The 18,891-nt window shown below is 42.6% G+C and carries 15 protein-coding genes; all 15 read left to right on the top strand.

Annotation, left to right across the window (positions count from 1 at the left end):
• The first annotated feature begins 5 nt into the window (after nt 1-5).
• Nucleotides 6-1,346: a UDP-N-acetylmuramoyl-L-alanine--D-glutamate ligase gene (gene murD / locus QZU45_RS05365; RefSeq protein ID WP_295352557.1), complete on the top strand. Its 1,341-nt coding sequence runs from the start codon at nt 6-8 to the stop codon at nt 1,344-1,346.
• A gap of 3 nt (nt 1,347-1,349) precedes the next feature.
• A complete protein-coding gene (ftsW, locus tag QZU45_RS05360) occupies nt 1,350-2,483 on the top strand; it encodes a putative lipid II flippase FtsW (RefSeq protein WP_295352554.1) in 1,134 nt (377 codons plus the stop codon).
• A gap of 18 nt (nt 2,484-2,501) precedes the next feature.
• The gene (murG, locus tag QZU45_RS05355) at nt 2,502-3,572 is read left to right on the top strand and encodes an undecaprenyldiphospho-muramoylpentapeptide beta-N-acetylglucosaminyltransferase (RefSeq protein ID WP_295352550.1); all 1,071 of its coding nucleotides are present in this window, start codon (nt 2,502-2,504) and stop codon (nt 3,570-3,572) included.
• A gap of 37 nt (nt 3,573-3,609) precedes the next feature.
• Nucleotides 3,610-5,037 (top strand): UDP-N-acetylmuramate--L-alanine ligase, encoded by a 1,428-nt coding sequence (murC, locus tag QZU45_RS05350; protein ID WP_295352547.1) that lies wholly within the window; start codon nt 3,610-3,612, stop codon nt 5,035-5,037.
• Between the two features lie 8 nt (nt 5,038-5,045).
• Nucleotides 5,046-5,801: an FtsQ-type POTRA domain-containing protein gene (locus QZU45_RS05345; protein ID WP_295352544.1), complete on the top strand. Its 756-nt coding sequence runs from the start codon at nt 5,046-5,048 to the stop codon at nt 5,799-5,801.
• Between the two features lie 17 nt (nt 5,802-5,818).
• A complete protein-coding gene (gene ftsA, locus QZU45_RS05340) occupies nt 5,819-7,201 on the top strand; it encodes a cell division protein FtsA (protein WP_295352542.1) in 1,383 nt (460 codons plus the stop codon).
• Between the two features lie 118 nt (nt 7,202-7,319).
• Complete coding sequence (gene ftsZ / locus QZU45_RS05335) at nt 7,320-8,681, top strand: cell division protein FtsZ (protein WP_295352539.1); 1,362 nt, start codon at nt 7,320-7,322, stop codon at nt 8,679-8,681.
• A 313-nt stretch (nt 8,682-8,994) separates the two neighbouring features.
• Entirely contained in the window at nt 8,995-10,032 is a 1,038-nt protein-coding gene (locus tag QZU45_RS05330; RefSeq protein ID WP_295352536.1) for an ABC transporter substrate-binding protein, read from the top strand.
• A gap of 15 nt (nt 10,033-10,047) precedes the next feature.
• Nucleotides 10,048-11,136, top strand: a complete 1,089-nt coding sequence (locus QZU45_RS05325; RefSeq protein WP_295352533.1) for an ABC transporter substrate-binding protein — start codon at nt 10,048-10,050, stop codon at nt 11,134-11,136.
• A gap of 215 nt (nt 11,137-11,351) precedes the next feature.
• The gene (ftsZ, locus tag QZU45_RS05320; RefSeq protein ID WP_295352530.1) at nt 11,352-12,563 is read left to right on the top strand and encodes a cell division protein FtsZ; all 1,212 of its coding nucleotides are present in this window, start codon (nt 11,352-11,354) and stop codon (nt 12,561-12,563) included.
• 246 nt (nt 12,564-12,809) lie between these two features.
• The gene (gene lpxC, locus QZU45_RS05315; protein WP_295352527.1) at nt 12,810-13,745 is read left to right on the top strand and encodes a UDP-3-O-acyl-N-acetylglucosamine deacetylase; all 936 of its coding nucleotides are present in this window, start codon (nt 12,810-12,812) and stop codon (nt 13,743-13,745) included.
• A gap of 12 nt (nt 13,746-13,757) precedes the next feature.
• Entirely contained in the window at nt 13,758-14,300 is a 543-nt protein-coding gene (ampD, locus tag QZU45_RS05310) for a 1,6-anhydro-N-acetylmuramyl-L-alanine amidase AmpD (RefSeq protein WP_295352524.1), read from the top strand.
• Between the two features lie 22 nt (nt 14,301-14,322).
• Nucleotides 14,323-16,881 (top strand): bifunctional aconitate hydratase 2/2-methylisocitrate dehydratase, encoded by a 2,559-nt coding sequence (locus tag QZU45_RS05305; RefSeq protein ID WP_295352521.1) that lies wholly within the window; start codon nt 14,323-14,325, stop codon nt 16,879-16,881.
• 209 nt (nt 16,882-17,090) lie between these two features.
• Entirely contained in the window at nt 17,091-18,050 is a 960-nt protein-coding gene (mdh, locus tag QZU45_RS05300) for a malate dehydrogenase (protein WP_295352518.1), read from the top strand.
• Nucleotides 18,051-18,250: 200 nt separating this feature from the next.
• Nucleotides 18,251-18,891, top strand: a 641-nt coding sequence (locus tag QZU45_RS05295) for a hypothetical protein (RefSeq protein ID WP_295352515.1), incomplete at its 3' end; no start/stop codon positions are given.

Below are 18,891 nucleotides of genomic sequence, written 5' to 3'. Positions count from 1 at the left end.
TAAAAATGAATAAGAATTTAGACGGAAAGAAAATAGCAGTAATAGGTTTAGGTATTTCAAATATTTCAGCTATTAAATATCTAATCAAACATGACCTTAAGGTTCTGACTGTTTTTGATACCAGACACAATCCTCCTCACGTAGGTGATCTTCCAACTGGAATTGACTTAAGATTAGGTCCAATCAGTGCCGATGTTCTGGTTGAGTATGACATGGTTGTCATCAGCCCTGGTATCAGTATCTATGACGAGGAAATTTCCAAGGTTATTAATGCCGGCGTTGAAGTTGTCGGTGATATTGAGCTTTTTGCAAGAGAAGCTAAGGCTCCTGTTATAGGTATTACCGGTTCAAACGGTAAATCAACCGTTACTGCATTAACTGGTTTCATGGCCGATACTGCTGGAATTAAGGTTGCAGTCGGAGCAAATATCGGTGTTCCTGTATTTGATATTCTTTCAGATGATGTTGAACTCTATGTGCTTGAGCTTTCAAGTTTCGAGCTGGAAACCACAAAGTCTCTGAAGCTTGCTGCATGTACAATTCTTAATGTATCTGAGGATCACCTCGACAGATATCACGGCGATATTGAAGAATACGCTCTTGCTAAAAAGGCTATCTTCAAGAACTGCAAGAATGTAATTGTTAACCGTGAAGATCCTCGTACTTATCCTCTTGAGTCAGAACAGGATAAATACAATATCATTTCCTTCGGTCTTGATAACAAAGGCTCTTACGGTATCGAAAGATCCCGCGATGGAGTCTTTCTGACCAAGAACAAACAGCGTATCATCAACGTAAATGAGCTTCGTATCTATGGAGTTCACAACTATCTGAATGTACTTGCCTGTCTGGCTTTAACAGACTGTGTAAATGTTTCAAAGGCATCTCAGATCAGAGCATTACGTCGCTTTACAGGTCTTCCTCACCGCTGTCAGCTGGTTAAGACCATTAAAAAAGTCTGTTACTACAACGATTCTAAGGCAACTAATGTAGCCTCATCCGAGGCAGCAATCATTGGACTTCGTGACATCCACAGCAAGGGCATTCTTCTTTTGGCAGGTGGTCTTGGAAAAGGTCAGGACTTTACACCGCTTAAGAAGTACATAGGTAATGAAGTAAAGGCTGTTTTCTGCTTTGGTAAGGATAAGCAGAAGCTTTTAGATCTGAATCCTGAGCTGTGCATTAATGTTGAAACCATGGAAGAAGGCCTGAACAGAGCTTATGAGATGGCAACAGAAGGGCAGGCAATTCTGTTATCTCCTGCATGTGCTTCTTTTGATCAGTTCAAGGGCTTTGAGGATCGCGGACAGGTATTTGTTGAGCTGGTAGGTAAACTTCAAGAGTAGTAAATGCAGTTATTCAAAAGGGGCAATCCAGGATACGACAGAGTTTTACTGCTTACAACTGTAATTCTTCTGGCGCTGGGCGTTGTGATTATCAGTTCTGCTTCAATTATGGAGTCAACCATGAAATACGGAGACTCCATGTATCAGACTAAACGACACCTTTTCGGTATCGCCATTGCTCTTTTCTGTGCTCTTGTTGCGACTATGACTCCAACAGCATTCTGGAAGAAACGCTCTTTGGTCTGTCTGTCATTTGTTCTGTGTCTGATGATTCTTGTTCTGATAGTCGGACGAGAGATTAACGGTGCAAAACGCTGGCTGAATCTTGGTCTGATGAATCTTCAGCCTGCTGAGCTTTTAAAGCTCATCTGGATCCTTTATTTTTCAGATTATGTAAGCAGAAAGATTGAGGCAATCTCCAAAACCATTCAGGGCTTTTTAAGACCGATTGTTTTTCTGGCAATTATGACCGTTCTGCTGTTATTGCAGCCGGATATGGGCTCTTTCTTTGTGCTGGCCGTAATTACCTTTGCCATCATGTTTGTTGCGGGAGTTGGTCTTTTAAAGTACATCTTTGTGGGCCTTATTATGGGGCTTATCTGTTTTCTGCTGATTAAATTCTCCCCATACAGAGCAAGACGTGTGACCTCATTTTTAGATCCCTGGTCAGATGAGTTTGGCTCCGGCTATCAGCTGACACAGTCTCTGATGGCATACGGCAGAGGTGGTGTTTATGGTGAAGGTCTTGGTAACTCCTATCAGAAATTAGGTTATCTTCCTGAAGCCCACACTGACTTTGTAACCGCAATTTTCGGTGAGGAATTCGGCTTTATAGGAATGTGTGTTCTTATTCTGCTGGAGTTTGTAATTGTTTATAAGGGCATATCCCTTGGGCTTAAGATCCTCAAAGAGGATGCCATTTACCAGGGATATGTTGCAGTTGGAATCGGAGCCTGGGTGGCTTTGCAGACCTTCATCAATATCGGAGCAGCTTCAGGCGGTCTGCCAACAAAAGGTCTGACTCTGCCATTCATCAGTTACGGCGGTTCGTCTCTGATGGTGTTCTGTACCGCTATTGGAATTCTTTTAAGAATTGATTATGAATGGCGTAATAAGGTTATATCGAATAAAAGATAAGATTTAAGCGCATATATTATGAAAGCTAAGAAAGTATTGGTTATGGCCGGCGGCACTGGCGGCCATGTATTTCCTGCAATTGCAATTGCAAAGAAAATGCAGGATGAAGGGGCTCAGATTCTGTGGCTTGGAACCCGTGGCAGAATGGAAGAACAGCTTGTTCCAAAGCATGGGTTTGATATCAGATACATTGATGTAAAGGGTATCAGACGTAACGGTATCAAGCGTTTAATCGGTGCACCTTTCATGATTATGAAGGCTGTTCTGCAGGCTCGTGCCGTGATTAAGGAATTCAAGCCGGATGTTGTTTTAGGCATGGGCGGATATGCTTCAGGACCAGGTGGTCTGGCAGCCTATCTGCAGAAGATTCCTGTAGTGCTGCATGAGCAGAATGCCGCAGCAGGTATGACCAATAAGCTTTTATACAAGGTGGCCTCCTCTGTAATGCTTGGTTTTCCTGGTGCATTTACCGGAGATAAGGTTACTGTTGTAGGCAATCCTGTACGAAAAGAGATCATCGAACTTCACGATTTTCCTCGTGACTACACTTCTGGCAAAATCAGAATCTCTATTGTTGGTGGCTCTTTAGGTGCCAGAGCTTTGAATGAGCTTGTTCCAGTAGCATTAAAGAAATTTACTGAAAATTCAATCAAGGTTGTTCATCAGTGCGGTAAGGGCAACAGTGAATCTGTAAGAAAACTGTATGAAGGCGCTGTCTTTGAGTATGAGGCAACTGATTTTATTGATGACATGAATTCTTTATATAAGAATACAGATCTGATTATCTGCAGAGCAGGAGCCCTGACTGTTGCCGAGACCTGCACTGCCTGTCTTCCTGCAATCTTTGTTCCACTGCCAACTGCAGTAGATGACCATCAGACCAAGAATGCCCAGTTCCTAAAAGATGCCGGTGCTGCTTTTGTATTTGCTCAAAAGGATTTATCTGCTGACAGGTTATATGAGACAATAAAAGATTTAATCGATCATCGTGCAAAACTGAAGGCCATGTCAGATGCTGCCAGAAACGCTGCAAGCATTGATTCTACAGAGAAGGCCGTTGCCATTATTGACAGCGTTGTAAAGAATTAAAACATATTAAAAACAAAAATAAGTAAACAAAGATAAAATGACCACAACAAATAATATCCACACTGTTCCTCTGATGCATAAGGTCAAGAGGATTCATTTCATCGGTATCGGCGGTGCCGGTATGTGCGGCATTGCAGAAGTGCTTTTAAATCGCGGTTATACCATCTCCGGTTCTGATATTGCAAAGTCTAAGGTTACTGAAAGATTAGAAAAGCTTGGTATTACCGTATTTATCGGTCATGCCGCAGAAAACGTCAACGGCTCCTCTGTCGTTGTTGTATCTTCAGCTATTCATGAGGACAATCCAGAGATTCAGAAAGCCAGAGAACTGCATATTCCTGTAGTTCGTCGTGCAGAGATGCTTGGTGAGCTGATGCGCTACAGAAACGGTATTGCTGTTTCTGGAACCCACGGCAAAACCACCACCACTTCTCTTATTGCTTCAATATTTGCTCAGGCAAAGCTTGATCCAACCTTTGTTATCGGCGGACTGTTAAACAGTGCTGGTACAAATGCAAGACTGGGTACCGGTAACTATCTGATTGCCGAGGCTGATGAATCAGATGCATCATTCCTGCATCTTCTGCCAATGATGACAGTGGTCACCAACATTGAGCCTGATCATCTTGACACCTATGGCGGCGATTTCAACTGCCTCAAGAAGACTTTTGTGGAGTTTCTTCACAATCTTCCTTTCTACGGTGTAGCTGTTGTTTGCCTGGATGATCCTAATGTTAAGGAGATTATTCCTAAGATCGGTCGTACTGTGCTTACCTACGGCGAGTCTGAGAAGGCTGATTTCAGAGTTGTAGACTTTAAGGAAGTCGGCCCTAGATGTGAGTTCAAGGTTGTAAGACGTGACCATGCACCTATCTGCATCGAGCTGCCTGTTCCTGGAATTCATATGGCCAAGAATGCCGCTGCTGCTGTTGCGGTTGCCATTGAAGCGGGAATCGAGGAGTCAGTAATTGTTGAAGCTCTGAAGAACTTCAAGGGCGTGGGTCGCAGATTCCAGAATTACGGTAACTTTAAGACCAAGTCAGGCAAGATTATTACTCTTGTTGATGATTATGGTCATCACCCAACAGAGGTTGAGGCTACAATTAAAGCCGCAAGACTTGCATATCCTGATAAGGAACTGGTTATGGTATTCCAGCCTCATCGCTATACCAGAACCCGTGACTGCTATGAGGATTTCGTAAGAGTTCTTCAGCTTGTGGATAAGCTGGTACTGGTAGATGTATATCCTGCAGGAGAAGATCCTATTGCCGGTGCTGACGGTAGACATCTGTGCATGTCTATAAGACTTAAGGGTAAGCTTGAACCTCATTTTGTAGAGACAGTAAATGAGGTTCCGGAGATCCTTGAGAATCTTCTGGATGACGGAGCTCTGCTGTTAACTCAGGGTGCAGGTAACGTAGTTCAGGTTGCAAGAAATCTTTCTACAATATTTGAAAAAGTTTAAGGACCACTATGTCGAAGACAAGACACAGCCGCGGTTATTTTATCGCAGGCATCATTTTTGTGATGCTGCTGGTAGCTCTTGTTGTCAAAGGTGATCTTTTAATCAAGCACTTTTTGTCTCAGTCAAATGCTCTGCCGGTGAAGGCGGTTCAGATTGACGGAGTTTTCAAGAATATAACCAAAAAGAAGATTGCAGATATTACCGGCAGGGTTTGCGCAGGTCAGAATATTGCCACTTTAGATGTTAAGGTTCTGAAGCAGGAGCTGCTGAAGGAACCCTGGATTGCTCAGGTGGCTATTCAGAAGAAAATGCCTGATACCCTGGTGCTTTCAGTGATTGAGCATGTTCCTGCTGCATACTGGAATGACAACGGAATATATGATGCCAAAACCAGAAGCATCTTTTATCCGGACCTGACTAATTTTGCTCTTCCTCTGGTCAAACTTGGGGCATCCCGAGACAATCTGTGTACAGATGTTTATGACAGCGCTGTTTCTTTTATTAGAGTTATGACGGACTCCCCATATCAGATGATTGAGTTATATCTTGATAATGTCCGTTGTTATACAATAACACTTGATAATGGAACCAAGCTTATTTTAGGGCGCGGTCAGAAAGAAGGTATTGAAAGACTAAAAAGATTCATACGTTCATTTAAGCATTCCGGTCTTGATATAAATGACGTAGAGTATGTGGATTTAAGATATGATGTCGGATTCGCTGTAGGAAAGAAATCCGCATCAGAACAGAATAAGAATAATTAAGGGGACTTTTTTATTTTATGGCAATCATGAAAAAGAAAGGGAGCAGTCCTGTAACTATCAGTGATTCAGAACAGCAGATCTATGCTCTGGACATTGGAAGTTCTTTTATTCGTCTAGTATCAGGCATAGTTGAACCAAACAAGCAGATTAAGATACAGGGCATGAGAGAATGTGTCAGTCACGGTATGGTTCAGGGACACATTTCCGATATCAACAGTCTAGCAAGTCAGATTGCCTATTTAATTCAGGATTATCAGAAAACCTACGGTGTCACTATTGAGAAAATAGTAACCGGTGTGCCAGGTTGTTTTATTGTTGCAGAAAACCAGCAGGGTCATTCCACCATTCAGTCTGGTACCATCGAGAAATCAGACCGTAATAAGGCTGTAAGAATGGCAATGGCCGGTGTACAGTTCAATGCTGCAGATTATTCAATTATTCATGCAATCCCTCAGCAGTATGTAACCGAAAGCTCCGAGCAGGTAACAAATCCTATCGGCATGTATGCAAAGCGTCTTTCTGCCAGTGTACATGTAATAGGCTGCAGCTTTATGTACAAGAACAATATCGAAAAAGCTATTCGCATGACCAATCCTGATTTGGACGTCTGCTCAATTATTTATGCAGGAAATGCTGCATCAAGCGCAGTTTTAACTGATGCGGAGAAGGAAATCGGTGTAATTCATGTGGATATCGGTGGCGGTACCGTTAACGTGACTGTTTATGAGGGCAAGCGTCAGCTTTTATCCTTCGGTATTGATGACGGTGGCAACTACATTACCAAGATGATTGCCAAGGAATTCTCCATCTCTATGAAGAATGCCGAGTTCATCAAGTGTAATTACGGATGTGCTGATTCAAGATTCCTTTCTGAGGACAATGCCAACATCTCCATCAGAATTCCTGACACCGAGTCAAATACCACTCAGGTAAGCTCCAGTGAGGTTGCAGTTCGCAACGGCACTCTTGCAGATGTTATCAACCGTGGTATCAGAAGCATGTGTGAACTGATTTTCCAGCGTATCAATTTCTACGGCAGCTCAACTTTAAAGAGCCTGGAAATAGGCGGTGGTATTGTTCTTACCGGTGGTACTTCAAAACTTCCTGGTATTGAGCAGGTATTCTCAGAGTGGGTTCGTGATTACAATTTCCAGGATAATACTTTCTTAAAGTGCAATACCAAGGTAAGAGTCGGTCATCCTATCGGTATCAGCCTTTTTGAAAATGCCGGAGAACCAGCAATTATTTCAGATTCAGATAAGGCTGTTGCAATAGGATTATTAAGATCCGCAAGATTTGATGATCTTAAGCAGTATACCGATGATGAACGTAATGAGAAAGGTAAAAAGAGCAAGGGCATATTAGGTGCAGCTCTTGAATGGATATCCAGAGAGCTGTAAGCCTGTTCTGGCGGTATTAAGTAGTGCGTGAGCTACTACAAAAAATTAGGGTTTAATTTATACACTAAGCCATATTTATTGGTATGATTTAGAAAAGATTTTTGCAGAGAGAATAAAAATGAGCGATTTTCGTGTTGAGTCAGTAGCAAATGCAGGTACAGGAACCACTATTACACCATCAGGTTCCTGCGTTATTCGTGTATTAGGTATCGGTGGTGGCGGTGGTAACTCACTGCAGCATATGATCAATGAAAGCTTGTCTGGAGTTGAATTTATTGCTGTGAATACCGATTCACAGGCTCTGGTTAACTCAACTTCACCATTAAAGGTTCAGATTGGTGTTAAATTAACCAACGGTTTAGGTGCAGGATGTGATCCTAACAAAGGACGCAAGGCCGCAGAAGAGTCTAAGGAAGATATTAAGAAACTGATCCAGGGCTCTGATATGGTATTCATTACCGCAGGTATGGGCGGTGGTACCGGTACAGGTGCAGCTCCTATCATTGCTGAGATTGCAAAGGAGACTGGAGCCTTAACTGTTGCAGTTGTAACCAAGCCATTCAAGTTTGAAGGCAAGCGTCACATGGTAAATGCCGAGTCCGGTATTACCGAGCTTTCAAAACACGTAGATTCACTGATTGTTATTGATAATGACAAGCTGTTAAAGAATCTTGGTGCAAACATTTCAATCGTTAATGCTTTCAATGCTGCAAACGATATTCTGTTAAATGCTGTTAAGGGCATTACCGATGCAATTACCAACCCTGGCTTTATTAACCTTGACTTTGCTGACGTTGTAACCGTAATGCGTGGTCGTGGTCATGCAATGATCGGTAACGGTGTTGGTCAGGGTGCAAACTTCGTTGAGGATGCAGTTGATAGAGCAATTCACTCTCCTCTGATTGAACAGGTTGATATCAAGTCAGCAGCAGGTCTGTTGGCTAACGTTCGTGTAAATCCAAACTTCCCAATCACCAAGTGGGAGGAAATCTGTAACGCAATTCAGTCATATGCTGATGAGGAAGCAGATTGTAAGTTTGGTATGAGCTTTGATGAGTCAATCTCAGAGGATCAGGTATCAATTACCATTCTGATCACCGGCATCAGCGCAACTGATACCAACAACCCAGCCAACAAGGCTCGTTCTCAGATTGCCAAGGGGGCAGCAGAAGTTGCAAAGCCAAATTTCTTTGGTAACGTAAACAATAACAACTTTGGTTTCCAGCGTCAGAATCAGCAACCAATGCAGAATCAGGCTTCTCAGCCTCAGATGAATCAGCAGATGGATAATTCTGGATTCTCACGTCAGCACCAGCAGAGCAGTTTCACTGGTTTTGGTTCAGCAAATCAGGAACCAACCTTTAGAAATGTTAACGAAATTGCTGAGGTTCCAGTTGATACCTTTGGTAAGAGCCCAGTAGAGGATTCAAAGGATGATTTATGGAATCTTCCTCCAATTCTGCGTTCTAAGTCTGAATAACCAGAATAAGATTTAATGTGAACTGTTCTCAATTCTGCAAAGAATTGGGAACACTTTTTTTTGCTCCCTCCTGAAAAAATTCCTTATTTTCAATATTTCCTTTTCAAGATTTTTGATCGTATCTGCAAAAGTCGCAACTTATAAACAGTTAATCTTTTCTTTATTTCTATACTTAATTAGATGCGGAAGTTTTTCCATAACTTTCGTCTTTTCCTATATACAAATTATTTTGTTCCTAGGGGGCGTAATGTTTTCCTACGTACTAAGGATTTTATTCTGTGTTTTCCTGCTTGTTATGGGGACGACGCAGGTTATGGCATTTGATCTGCCAAGAATCAAGGTCACCATGCTGATGGAGCATGAGGGCTTTCTGATGTGGTATGCCAAAAAACAGGGATTTGATAAAAAAGTAGGTGTGAATATTGATCTCACAATTCTGGATACCAACGGTATTGATATGATGGATCGCCATCGTAAGGATCCATCAAGCTGGAATGTTACCTGTGTTACCAGTATTCCTCTGATAGTAGGCACGAATCAGATGCCTCTGGAGATAGTCGGCATTGCTAATGATGAGTCAAATACTACCGGAATCTATGTAAAACCAGACAGCGATATTCTAAAAGAAAAGGGCTGGAATGAAGACTATCCTGATGTGTATGGTTCTCCTGAGACCATCAAAGGAAAGACATTTGCCATCAAGACTCTTACCTCAGGAGCCTATATGCTGGTTAAGTATCTTGAAATCTTTGACATGGACTTTTCAGATGTGAATATAGTTGATCTGGCAGGTAAGGATAGTATTCTCGCATTGGAGAAAGGTGAAGTCGATGGTATTGCCATCTGGTCGCCAGATACCTATCTTGCAGAGCAAAAAGGCTTAAAGCTGGTTTCAACCGCTGATGATGTTGATGCTGAAATTCCTATGATGTTCCTGGTTGATAAAGAATATACCGAGGATCACGAGGATGTAATTGCAAAGATGCTGGCAGCATATATGATGGCAGTTGAGACACAGATTGAGAATCCTCGTTCGCTGACTAAAGACTATCAGAAATTCCTCAGAAAATATTCAAATCTTGAATTCTCAAAGGAGTTCTGTGAGTATGATATTCTCCGTCATTCTGTACTTCCTATGGAATCACAGCTAAAACTCTTTGAAAAGAAAGCTCATGGCAAGAGTTCAATTCAGAGACTTGAATCCACTATTGCAAGTAGTCTGATGCTGATACTTTATGACAGCAATACCTCTGATTTCACCATGACCTCAAAGCAGGTTAAGAATCCTAGATTTGTAACAGACAAATATCTAAAGCAGGCTCGCCGAATCCTGTCTAACATAAAGAAATAGTTTGGAGAACAGAAAATGAATAGGTTTATTTCAAAGTTAGTCTGTGTCTGTGCTCTGATGTTTAGTTTTATCTGCAGTGCGGCAGAACTTCCAAAGGTAAAGGCAACCTTCCTCATGGAGCATGAAGGTTTTCTGCTGTGGTATGCAGAGCAGCAGGGCTGGGATAAGAAACTTGGCTTTGAGCTGGATCTGACTATCTCCAGTTACAATGGTCTTGCACTAATGAACCAGTATCGTAAAGATCCTACCTCCTGGAATATATCCTGTACCAGTCATGTGCCATTTATTATGGGCGGTAAGGATGTGTTTGTGGAAGTTATCGCCATTGCTAACGATGAATCTGCAGCGACATCTGTTCTTGCCATGGAGAACAGCGATATCTTCAAAACACAGGGATATGATGAGTATTTTCCAAGGGTTTACGGTTCTCCTGAGGCTATCAAAGGAAAGACTTTTGCATTCAAAGGAGTATCTTCAGCAATTTATACCCTTGCAAGATGGCTTGATATCTTTGGTCTTGATCTGAATGATGTAAAACTTATTAAATTTCCAGACTCAGATATTTCCGGTGAACTTCAGAAAAACAAATATCATGCACTGGCTTTATGGTCACCTGATCTGAATGATGCTCTGAAGCTTGGCTATAAAGAGGTTGTCTCAGCCGAACAGCTAGGAGAAGTTATTCCTTGTACCATCAAGGTTGATGAAAAATTTGCACATGAAAATCCAGAACTTGTCGCAAAGTTCCTGGCCATGTATTTTAAGGCTCTGCAGATCCAACTTGATGATATTGACTCTCTGGTTGACTCCTACCAGCAGTTCTACAGACAGCTTGCCTCAAAGGAATATACCAAAGAGGAATGTCTTGATGATCTGAAGAAACATCATGTTACCTCTTTAGATGAGCAGATAAAACTCTTTGAGCAGCAGGGCCACCGCAGAAGCTGGATTCAGAATCTTGAAAAAGATCTGACCAGCAATACTCTGGTTGTGCTCAAGTCTCTTGATACCAGTGATATTCAGATAAGCAACCGAATCAAGTCCCAGAAATACATAAACAGTGAATATATAAAGCTTGCCAAGAAATATTTTGAGCAGCTTTAACCTATTACCACCACTTAATACAAGTGGTGGTTTCGTTTCTAGTCTGTGTAATTTTCAGAATTTTGTCATCTAAGTTGATATGGAAACGGCTGTTTTTCGAAATTTTTTAACAAAATTATGATATTACTCAATTTTTTCGCAAGTGTTCTATGTTTGTTTTAAGACTTGGGTGCTACTATTAAGATAAGTGTGTATAGATTTTTTTGGAGATAGACATGAGCGACGATTATTCAGTACTTGGTTCTACTGAAACTAATAAAATATATAACGCAAAAATTATCGTTGTTGGTGTAGGTGGCGGTGGCTGCAATACCATTCAGCACATGATTGACAATAATCTAAAGAATGTGGAGTTTATTGCGGTTAATACCGATGCCAATTCTCTGACCAGATCAACTTCCGATATCAAGGTTCAGATCGGCGTTAAGCTGACCGCTGGACTTGGTTCTGGCTGTGATCCAAACAAGGGTAGAAAGGCAGCCGAAGAGTCCGCTGAAGATATTAAAAAACTTCTGCAGGGCGCTGATATGATCTTTATTACCGCAGGTATGGGTGGTGGTACAGGAACCGGTGCAGCTCCAATCATTGCTCAGATTGCAAAGGAAGTTGGTGCTCTGACTGTAGCTGTGGTAACCAAGCCATTTACCTTTGAGGGTAAACGTCATGCTGTAAATGCCGAGTCAGGTATTACTGAGCTGTCAAAGCATGTGGATTCACTGATTGTTATTGATAATGACAAGCTTCTGCGTAATCTTGGAGCCAACATTGCCATTATCAAGGCTTTTGAATGTGCAAATGATGTGCTGCTCAATGCTGTAAGAGGCATTACAGACGCTATCACCGTACCTGCCTTTATCAACCTTGATTTTGCTGACGTGGTTACTATTATGCGTGGCAGAGGCCATGCCGTTATCTGCAACGGTTTCGGTAAAGGTCCAAACATGGTTGAGGATGCTGTGGATAAGGCAATCAATTCCCCTCTGGTAGATCAGGTGGATATCAGATCTGCTTCAGGTGTTATGGCTTATGTAAAGATCAATCCAAACTTTCCGATTATTCAGCTGGACAATGTATGCTCAGCAATTCAGGCATATGCTGATGAGGATGCTGACTGTAAGACCGGTATCTTCTTTGATGAGAATCTGGCCGAAGATGAGGTTTCTCTGACACTTCTGATTGCAGGTATCAGTGCAGTTGATCCAAAGAAGCCTGCCAATATGGCAAAGCGCGAGCTTAGAAATCTGAACGAGCGAGAGGCTAACAAGGCTGCCATGTTTGCGAATAACACTGAGACAAATCAGACCGTAGCCCAGACTGCCAATACCAAGATTTTTGATAACGGTGGATTTAATTCTATGAGCAATCAGGGTCAGAGCTCTGATGCGTGGAATCTTCCTCCAATCCTAAACTCAAAAAATGAATTCTAGTCTATAAGGTCAGCAGCTGCTGACCTTAATTTTTGGAGAATATTCTCATATACGGAAGTATAGAAACATATAGATTTAGAAAAATTGAATGTTAACGAATGGTTGTAAATACAGCTAAGGTATCGCTAAGAAATGCATCTTAAGATGGGATACAAATGAAGCTCGTAAATTAAAATTATTTTTGACGAGTTTCACATATCTGAAAGATGTACTATAATTACACTCAGAAAATTGTGAGGTATTTTGATGATCAATCAGCGTACAATTCTAAAGCCAGTATCCATGACTGGTATCGGTTTACATTCAGGTGCAAAGGTAGAGGTGGCTTTCCGTCCAGCTCCTGCAGATACCGGTATTGTGTATACAAGAACCGATCTGAATCCTAATGTTACAATGAAATGTACTGCGGACAATGTAAAGGATACACAGCTGTGTACCGCTCTGGTTAATGAAACCGGTGTCCGTATTTCTACTGTTGAACATCTTACCGCTGCGCTTTCAGCCTTAGGTATTGATAATCTGTTTATTGATGTTAATGCCCCAGAGATTCCTGTAATGGATGGTTCTGCTCAGCCATTCATCTACCTGTTTGCTTCAGTAGGCATTCAGGAACTGTCTGCTCCTAAGAAATTCCTGCGTGTAGTACGTAAGGTTCGTGTTGAGAACGAAGGAAAGTGGGCAGAGCTTACTCCTTCAGAGAGCGGTTTCAATCTTGATCTTCAGATTGATTTTAACCATCCTGCAATGGATAAGGATAAGCAGCACTATGCCATGAGCTTTACCGGTGAGGCTTTCGCCCGTGACGTTTCAAGAGCAAGAACCTTCTGTTTTATGAGAGATGTTGAGTATATGCATGCTCACAATCTTGCATTAGGCGGTTCACTTGAGAATGCCGTTGTTCTTGATGATCACAGAGTAATCAATCCAGAAGGTCTGCGTTACGAGGATGAGTTTGTTAAGCATAAGCTTTTAGATGCTATCGGTGATCTGTACATGGACGGTCACAGCATTCTTGCAAACTTCAAGGCTTACAAGACCGGTCATGATCTGAACAATCGTCTGCTCAGAGCTTTACTGTCTGATTCATCAAACTACGAAGTAATCCAGTTTGCTGATACTCAGAAGTCCAAGTCAAATGTTATTAACTTTCTTGACACCAAAAAGACCTTAACTGCCTTCTAAAAGGAGGTATCCGTGTTTCAAATCAAGTCAGGATGGCTATATTCTGACGATATAAACATCCGTAAAGTCCCTGTTGACAGGTTTGGTAAAAGACCTGAGGGGACTAAAATCTCTCTTATTGTAATTCACTGTATTTCTCTTCCTCCTCGCCAGTTCGGCGGACCTTACGTTGATGATATATTCAAGGGGACTCTGGATCCAAACGCTCATCCTTACTTTAAGGAAGTGGCTCATCTTGAGGTTTCTACCCACCTGTTCATCAATCGTCAGGGCATAATCACCCAGTATGTATCCTTCCTGGATAGAGCCTGGCACGCTGGCAGATCATCATATAATGGGCACAAAGAGTGCAATGACTACTCAATTGGTATCGAACTTGAGGGCTGTGATGATCTTGAATACACTATAGAGCAGTATTCAACTCTTAAGGAAGTTATCGCCGTCCTTAAGAAAACCTATCCGGAGATTGGCAACAATATTGCCGGACATAATGAAGTAGCACCAGGCAGAAAAACCGATCCGGGTAAGTTCTTTGACTGGAGCCAGATACGATAATTACCACAGGTGTACCGCTTATATGGAAAAGTATTTAACTGAGTATTTTGAGCAGGCTAAAGAGCGTGCTCGTCTTGGTGTTGAGCCTCTACCTCTGAATGCAGATTTTACCAGAGAGCTCTGTGAGCTTTTAAAGAATCCTCCAGTAGGCTCAGAAGAAGAGCTGCTGCATCTTCTTAAGGACAGAATCAATCCTGGTGTAGATGAATCATCTGCAGTCAAGGCAGAGTTCCTCTATAACATTGCTTCAGGCAGGACTGTAAGTCCCGTTGTCGATAAGTCTCTCGCCGTAAAGCTGTTAGGCACCATGAAGGGCGGCTTCAACGTAGGATATCTGATTAGTCTGCTTGAAGATTCTGCTATGGCCTCTGAGGCTGAGACTGCACTTGAACATACTCTGCTTATCTACAATGCTTTTGACGAGATTGCCAAGCTTGCAGACAAGGGCAACGGCAATGCCTTAAGCTTAATTAAAAAATGGGCAGATGCCACCTGGTTTACTTCAAAGAATAGTTTCCCTTCAAAGGTAACCCTGACTGTTTTCAAGGTAGCAGGTGAAACCAATACTGATGATTTTTCTCCAGCACCTGATGCCTGGTCTCGTCCTGACATTCCTCTGCATGCACTTGCTATGTACAAGATGTCCCGTGATGATCTGAAGGCTGATGTTGAAGGTGTTAAAGGCCCTATCTCTACTATTGAAGCTTTAAAAAACAAAGGCTATCCTCTGATTTTCGTAGGTGATGTGGTTGGAACCGGTTCCTCAAGAAAATCAGCTGCCAACTCTCTTTTATGGCACATCGGTCATGATATCGAAGGTGTTCCTAATAAAAGAGCCGGTGGTGTAGTTGTCGGTGGCAAGATTGCTCCTATTTTCTACAATACTCTAGAAGATTCAGGTGCACTTCCTCTGGAGGCTGATGTTTCAAAACTTAATCGCGGTGATGTGGTTGATCTTAACGTTTACGACGGTACCATCACCAGCCATGAGAGCGGTGAGGTATTATGCCGTTTCTCTCTTAAGACCCCAACTCTACTGGATGAGGTTCGTGCCGGCGGTAGAATTCCTCTGATTATCGGTAAGGATCTGACTGACAGAGCCAGAGCTTATCTGAAACTTGGTCCATCTGATGTGTTTGCCAAGGCCTCAGCGGTTAAATCTACTGGAGGCTTTACCCGTGCCCAGAAGATTGTTGGTCGTGCCTGCGGCGTTGAAGGTATCCGTCCTGGTCAGTACTGTCAGCCTGTAATCACCACAGTCGGTTCTCAGGATACCACTGGTCCTATGACACGTGATGAGCTGGTGGATTTAGCCTGTCTGAAGTTTACAGCTCCAATGGTTATGCAGTCATTCTGTCATACTGCAGCCTATCCAAAGAGTGTTGATGTTAAGACTCACTCAACTCTGCCTAAGTTTATTCACTCCCGTGGCGGTGTTGCCTTAAATCCAGGTGATGGCGTAATTCATACCTGGCTTAACAGAATGTGTCTGCCAGATACAGTTGGCACCGGTGGTGATTCTCACACCCGTATGCCTCTGGGTATTTCCTTTGCAGCTGGCTCCGGTCTTGTAGCCTTCGCTGCTGCAACCGGAATTATGCCTCTGGATATGCCAGAGTCTGTTCTGGTTAAATTTACAGGTAAGCGCAAGGCAGGTATTACTCTTCGTGACCTAGTACATGCCATCCCTTACTTTGCAATTAAAAAAGGTCTTCTAACCGTTGAGAAGAAGGGCAAAAAGAATGTTTTCTCCGGCAAGATTATTGAGATTGAGGGGCTAGAGGATTTAAGCGTAGAACATGCGTTTGAGCTTGCTGATGCTTCTGCAGAGCGTTCAGCTGCCGCATGTGCTATCAAGCTGTCACAGTCTTCTGTAGAGAAGTATCTGAAATCAAACATTGCACTGTTAAGACAGATGGCAAAGGATGGCTACGAGTCAAAGGATGCTCTTTTAAAACGTGCTGATGCAATGCAGCAGTGGCTTGATAACCCATCTCTGATTGAGGCTGACAAGGACTGCACCTATGCAGAGGTTCTGGAAATTAATCTGGATGAGATCAGTGAGCCAATTCTATGTGCTCCTAACGATCCTGATGATGCCAGACTGCTTTCAGATGTTGCAAACACAAAAATTGATGAAGTATTCATCGGTTCCTGCATGACCAATATCGGTCATTATCGTGCTGCAGCTGAAATCTTCAGAGACTTAAAATCCGAGGCAAAGGTAAGACTGTGGATGGCTCCTCCAACCCGTATGGACAGACAGCAGCTTTCTAATGAAGGTCTGTTATCAATTCTTGGAAAGGCTGGTGCCCGTATTGAGATCCCAGGATGCTCTCTGTGTATGGGTAATCAGGCTCGTGTCGCTGATAACGCTACTGTGATTTCTACCTCAACCAGAAATTTCCCTAACAGACTCGGTAATGGTGCAAACGTGTTCCTCGGAAGTGCAGAGCTTGCTTCTGTAACTGCAAAACTTGGAAGACTGCCTTCTGTTGAAGAGTATTTTGAAAACACCAGATGCCTTGAAGGAAAGGAAGATTCAATATATTCTCTGTTGGATTTCTCCAAGGGCGAATAATCTGTAGTTTTTAGTACAACATATTATACAAAATGCAGAGGTATGCTCTATATCTCTGCATTTTTCTATTAATATCACATAATCACGTTGTATACTGTGCAGATTAAACAAAGACTATTCTGTGTTTGGTATAATCACCGAATACACAAAAATTTTTATTTATGATGTAGACGTAGGTTCTACTTTTTTCATTTTGTTAGGAGTAACACATGAAAGTTGCAGTTTTAGGTGCAGCAGGCGGTATTGGCCAGCCTTTATCAATGATTTTAAAGAATTCATTACCAGCTGGTTCAAAGCTAGGTTTATTTGACGTTGCACCATTTACCCCTGGTGTTGCAGTTGATCTAAGCCACATCCCAACAGACGTTGAGGTTCAGGGTTACACTGGCGACGATCTTCCAAAGGCTCTAGAAGGCGCTGACGTTGTTGTAATTCCAGCAGGTGTTGCACGTAAGCCAGGCATGACCCGTGATGATCTGTTCAACATCAACGCAGGTATCATTGCAAACCTAGTTCGCAACTGTGCTCGTGTATGTCCAAAGGCATGCATCTGCATCATCACCAACCCAGTTAACTCAACTGTACCTCTAGCAGCTGAAGTTCTAAAGGCTGAGGGTGTATACGACAAGCACCGTCTGTTCGGTGTTTCTGTTCTAGACGTTATCCGTTCAGAGACCTTCTTAGCAGCTGAGCTAGGTATCTCTAACCAGAGAATCCTTGTTCCAGTAATCGGCGGTCACTCAGGCACCACCATCATCCCTCTGTTATCAAAGGTTATCGGTCACGAGCAGATCAAGGCTGACCGTATCAAGCCTCTAACCGAGCGTATCCAGAATGCTGGTACCGAGGTTGTTGAGGCTAAGGCTGGTGCAGGTTCTGCAACTCTATCAATGGCAACTGCCGGTGCACGTTTTGCTCTTAAGGTTGTTAAGGGCTTAATGGGTGAGCCTGGTGTAAACGAGTACGCATACGTTGAAGGCGGCTCAAAGGTTGCTCCATTCTTCGCTCAGGCAGTTCGCTTCGGCAAGAACGGCTGGGATGAGGTTATCGACTACGGTACCGTTTCAGAGTTCGAGCAGCAGTTAATTGACGCGGCAGCTCCTCAGTTAGCAACCAACATCAAGAAGGGCGTTGATTTTGCTCAGAAGTGGTTATCAGAGAACAAGTAATCTGTAATCATTAAAGACAGATTTATAAGGGCGATACTTAAAAAAATAAAGTATCGCCTTTTTTATTCTAAATTTTTTTTGAATTCTGCCGTAAATAAATATGGGACAAGAGTTGCGCAGGTTTTCAGAGTGATCTGAGAGTTTGCCTTTGTGTATATGTTCTATAATTAAAAAAATAAAGTTAAGCTAGGGAGGAACTGATGGTTAAATACACTAAGTTTAGTGCTATTGCACTGGCCCTTGGCTTAGCTCTCTATTCCTATTCAGGAGATACTGCCGCTGCCAAGTATGAGGTTGTGACTTCCACTAGAGCTATGGTGGCACGAGATACTCTGGCAAACATCGATTTTAGCGGTCTTTCCAATGCAGCTCCTAATGCCAATACAGAAATGTATACTCCTGATAAAATGAATTCCATTATTGAAAACAGTCGACTTGCAGCAGTGGTAAGAGATCAGGACAGATGTCAGTTCACTGCCGATATTGAAGATCGTGCCCGTATTGTTAAAAGTCCTGTATTCATGTATGCCTGGGGACAGATGCTGTTGGCTGGAATCTGTGTTAGAGAGGATAAGGAATTAGGTTTAGGCTACATCCGACACTCTGCAGATGACGGTTATGCTCCTGCTATGATGCAGATGTCTGTATTCTATGAGCGCGGTACAGGTATGGGAATGAGTCTTAATATGTCAGAGCAGTATATGCACACTGCGGCTGCATTAGGCTCAAAGACTGCAAGATTGAATTGGGCAGATATGCTTATTCGTGGTTTTGGCTCACCAGCCATGTATGAAGAAGCTTATGGCTGGCTTTATCACTGCGACTTTGACGATGACTATTC

Origin of the sequence: uncultured Succinivibrio sp. (genome assembly GCF_902756765.1) — a bacterium.
Classification (GTDB): Bacteria; Pseudomonadota; Gammaproteobacteria; order Enterobacterales; family Succinivibrionaceae; genus Succinivibrio.
Note: the sequence above shows the minus strand (reverse complement) of the source record. Positions and strands in the feature narration are given on the sequence as shown.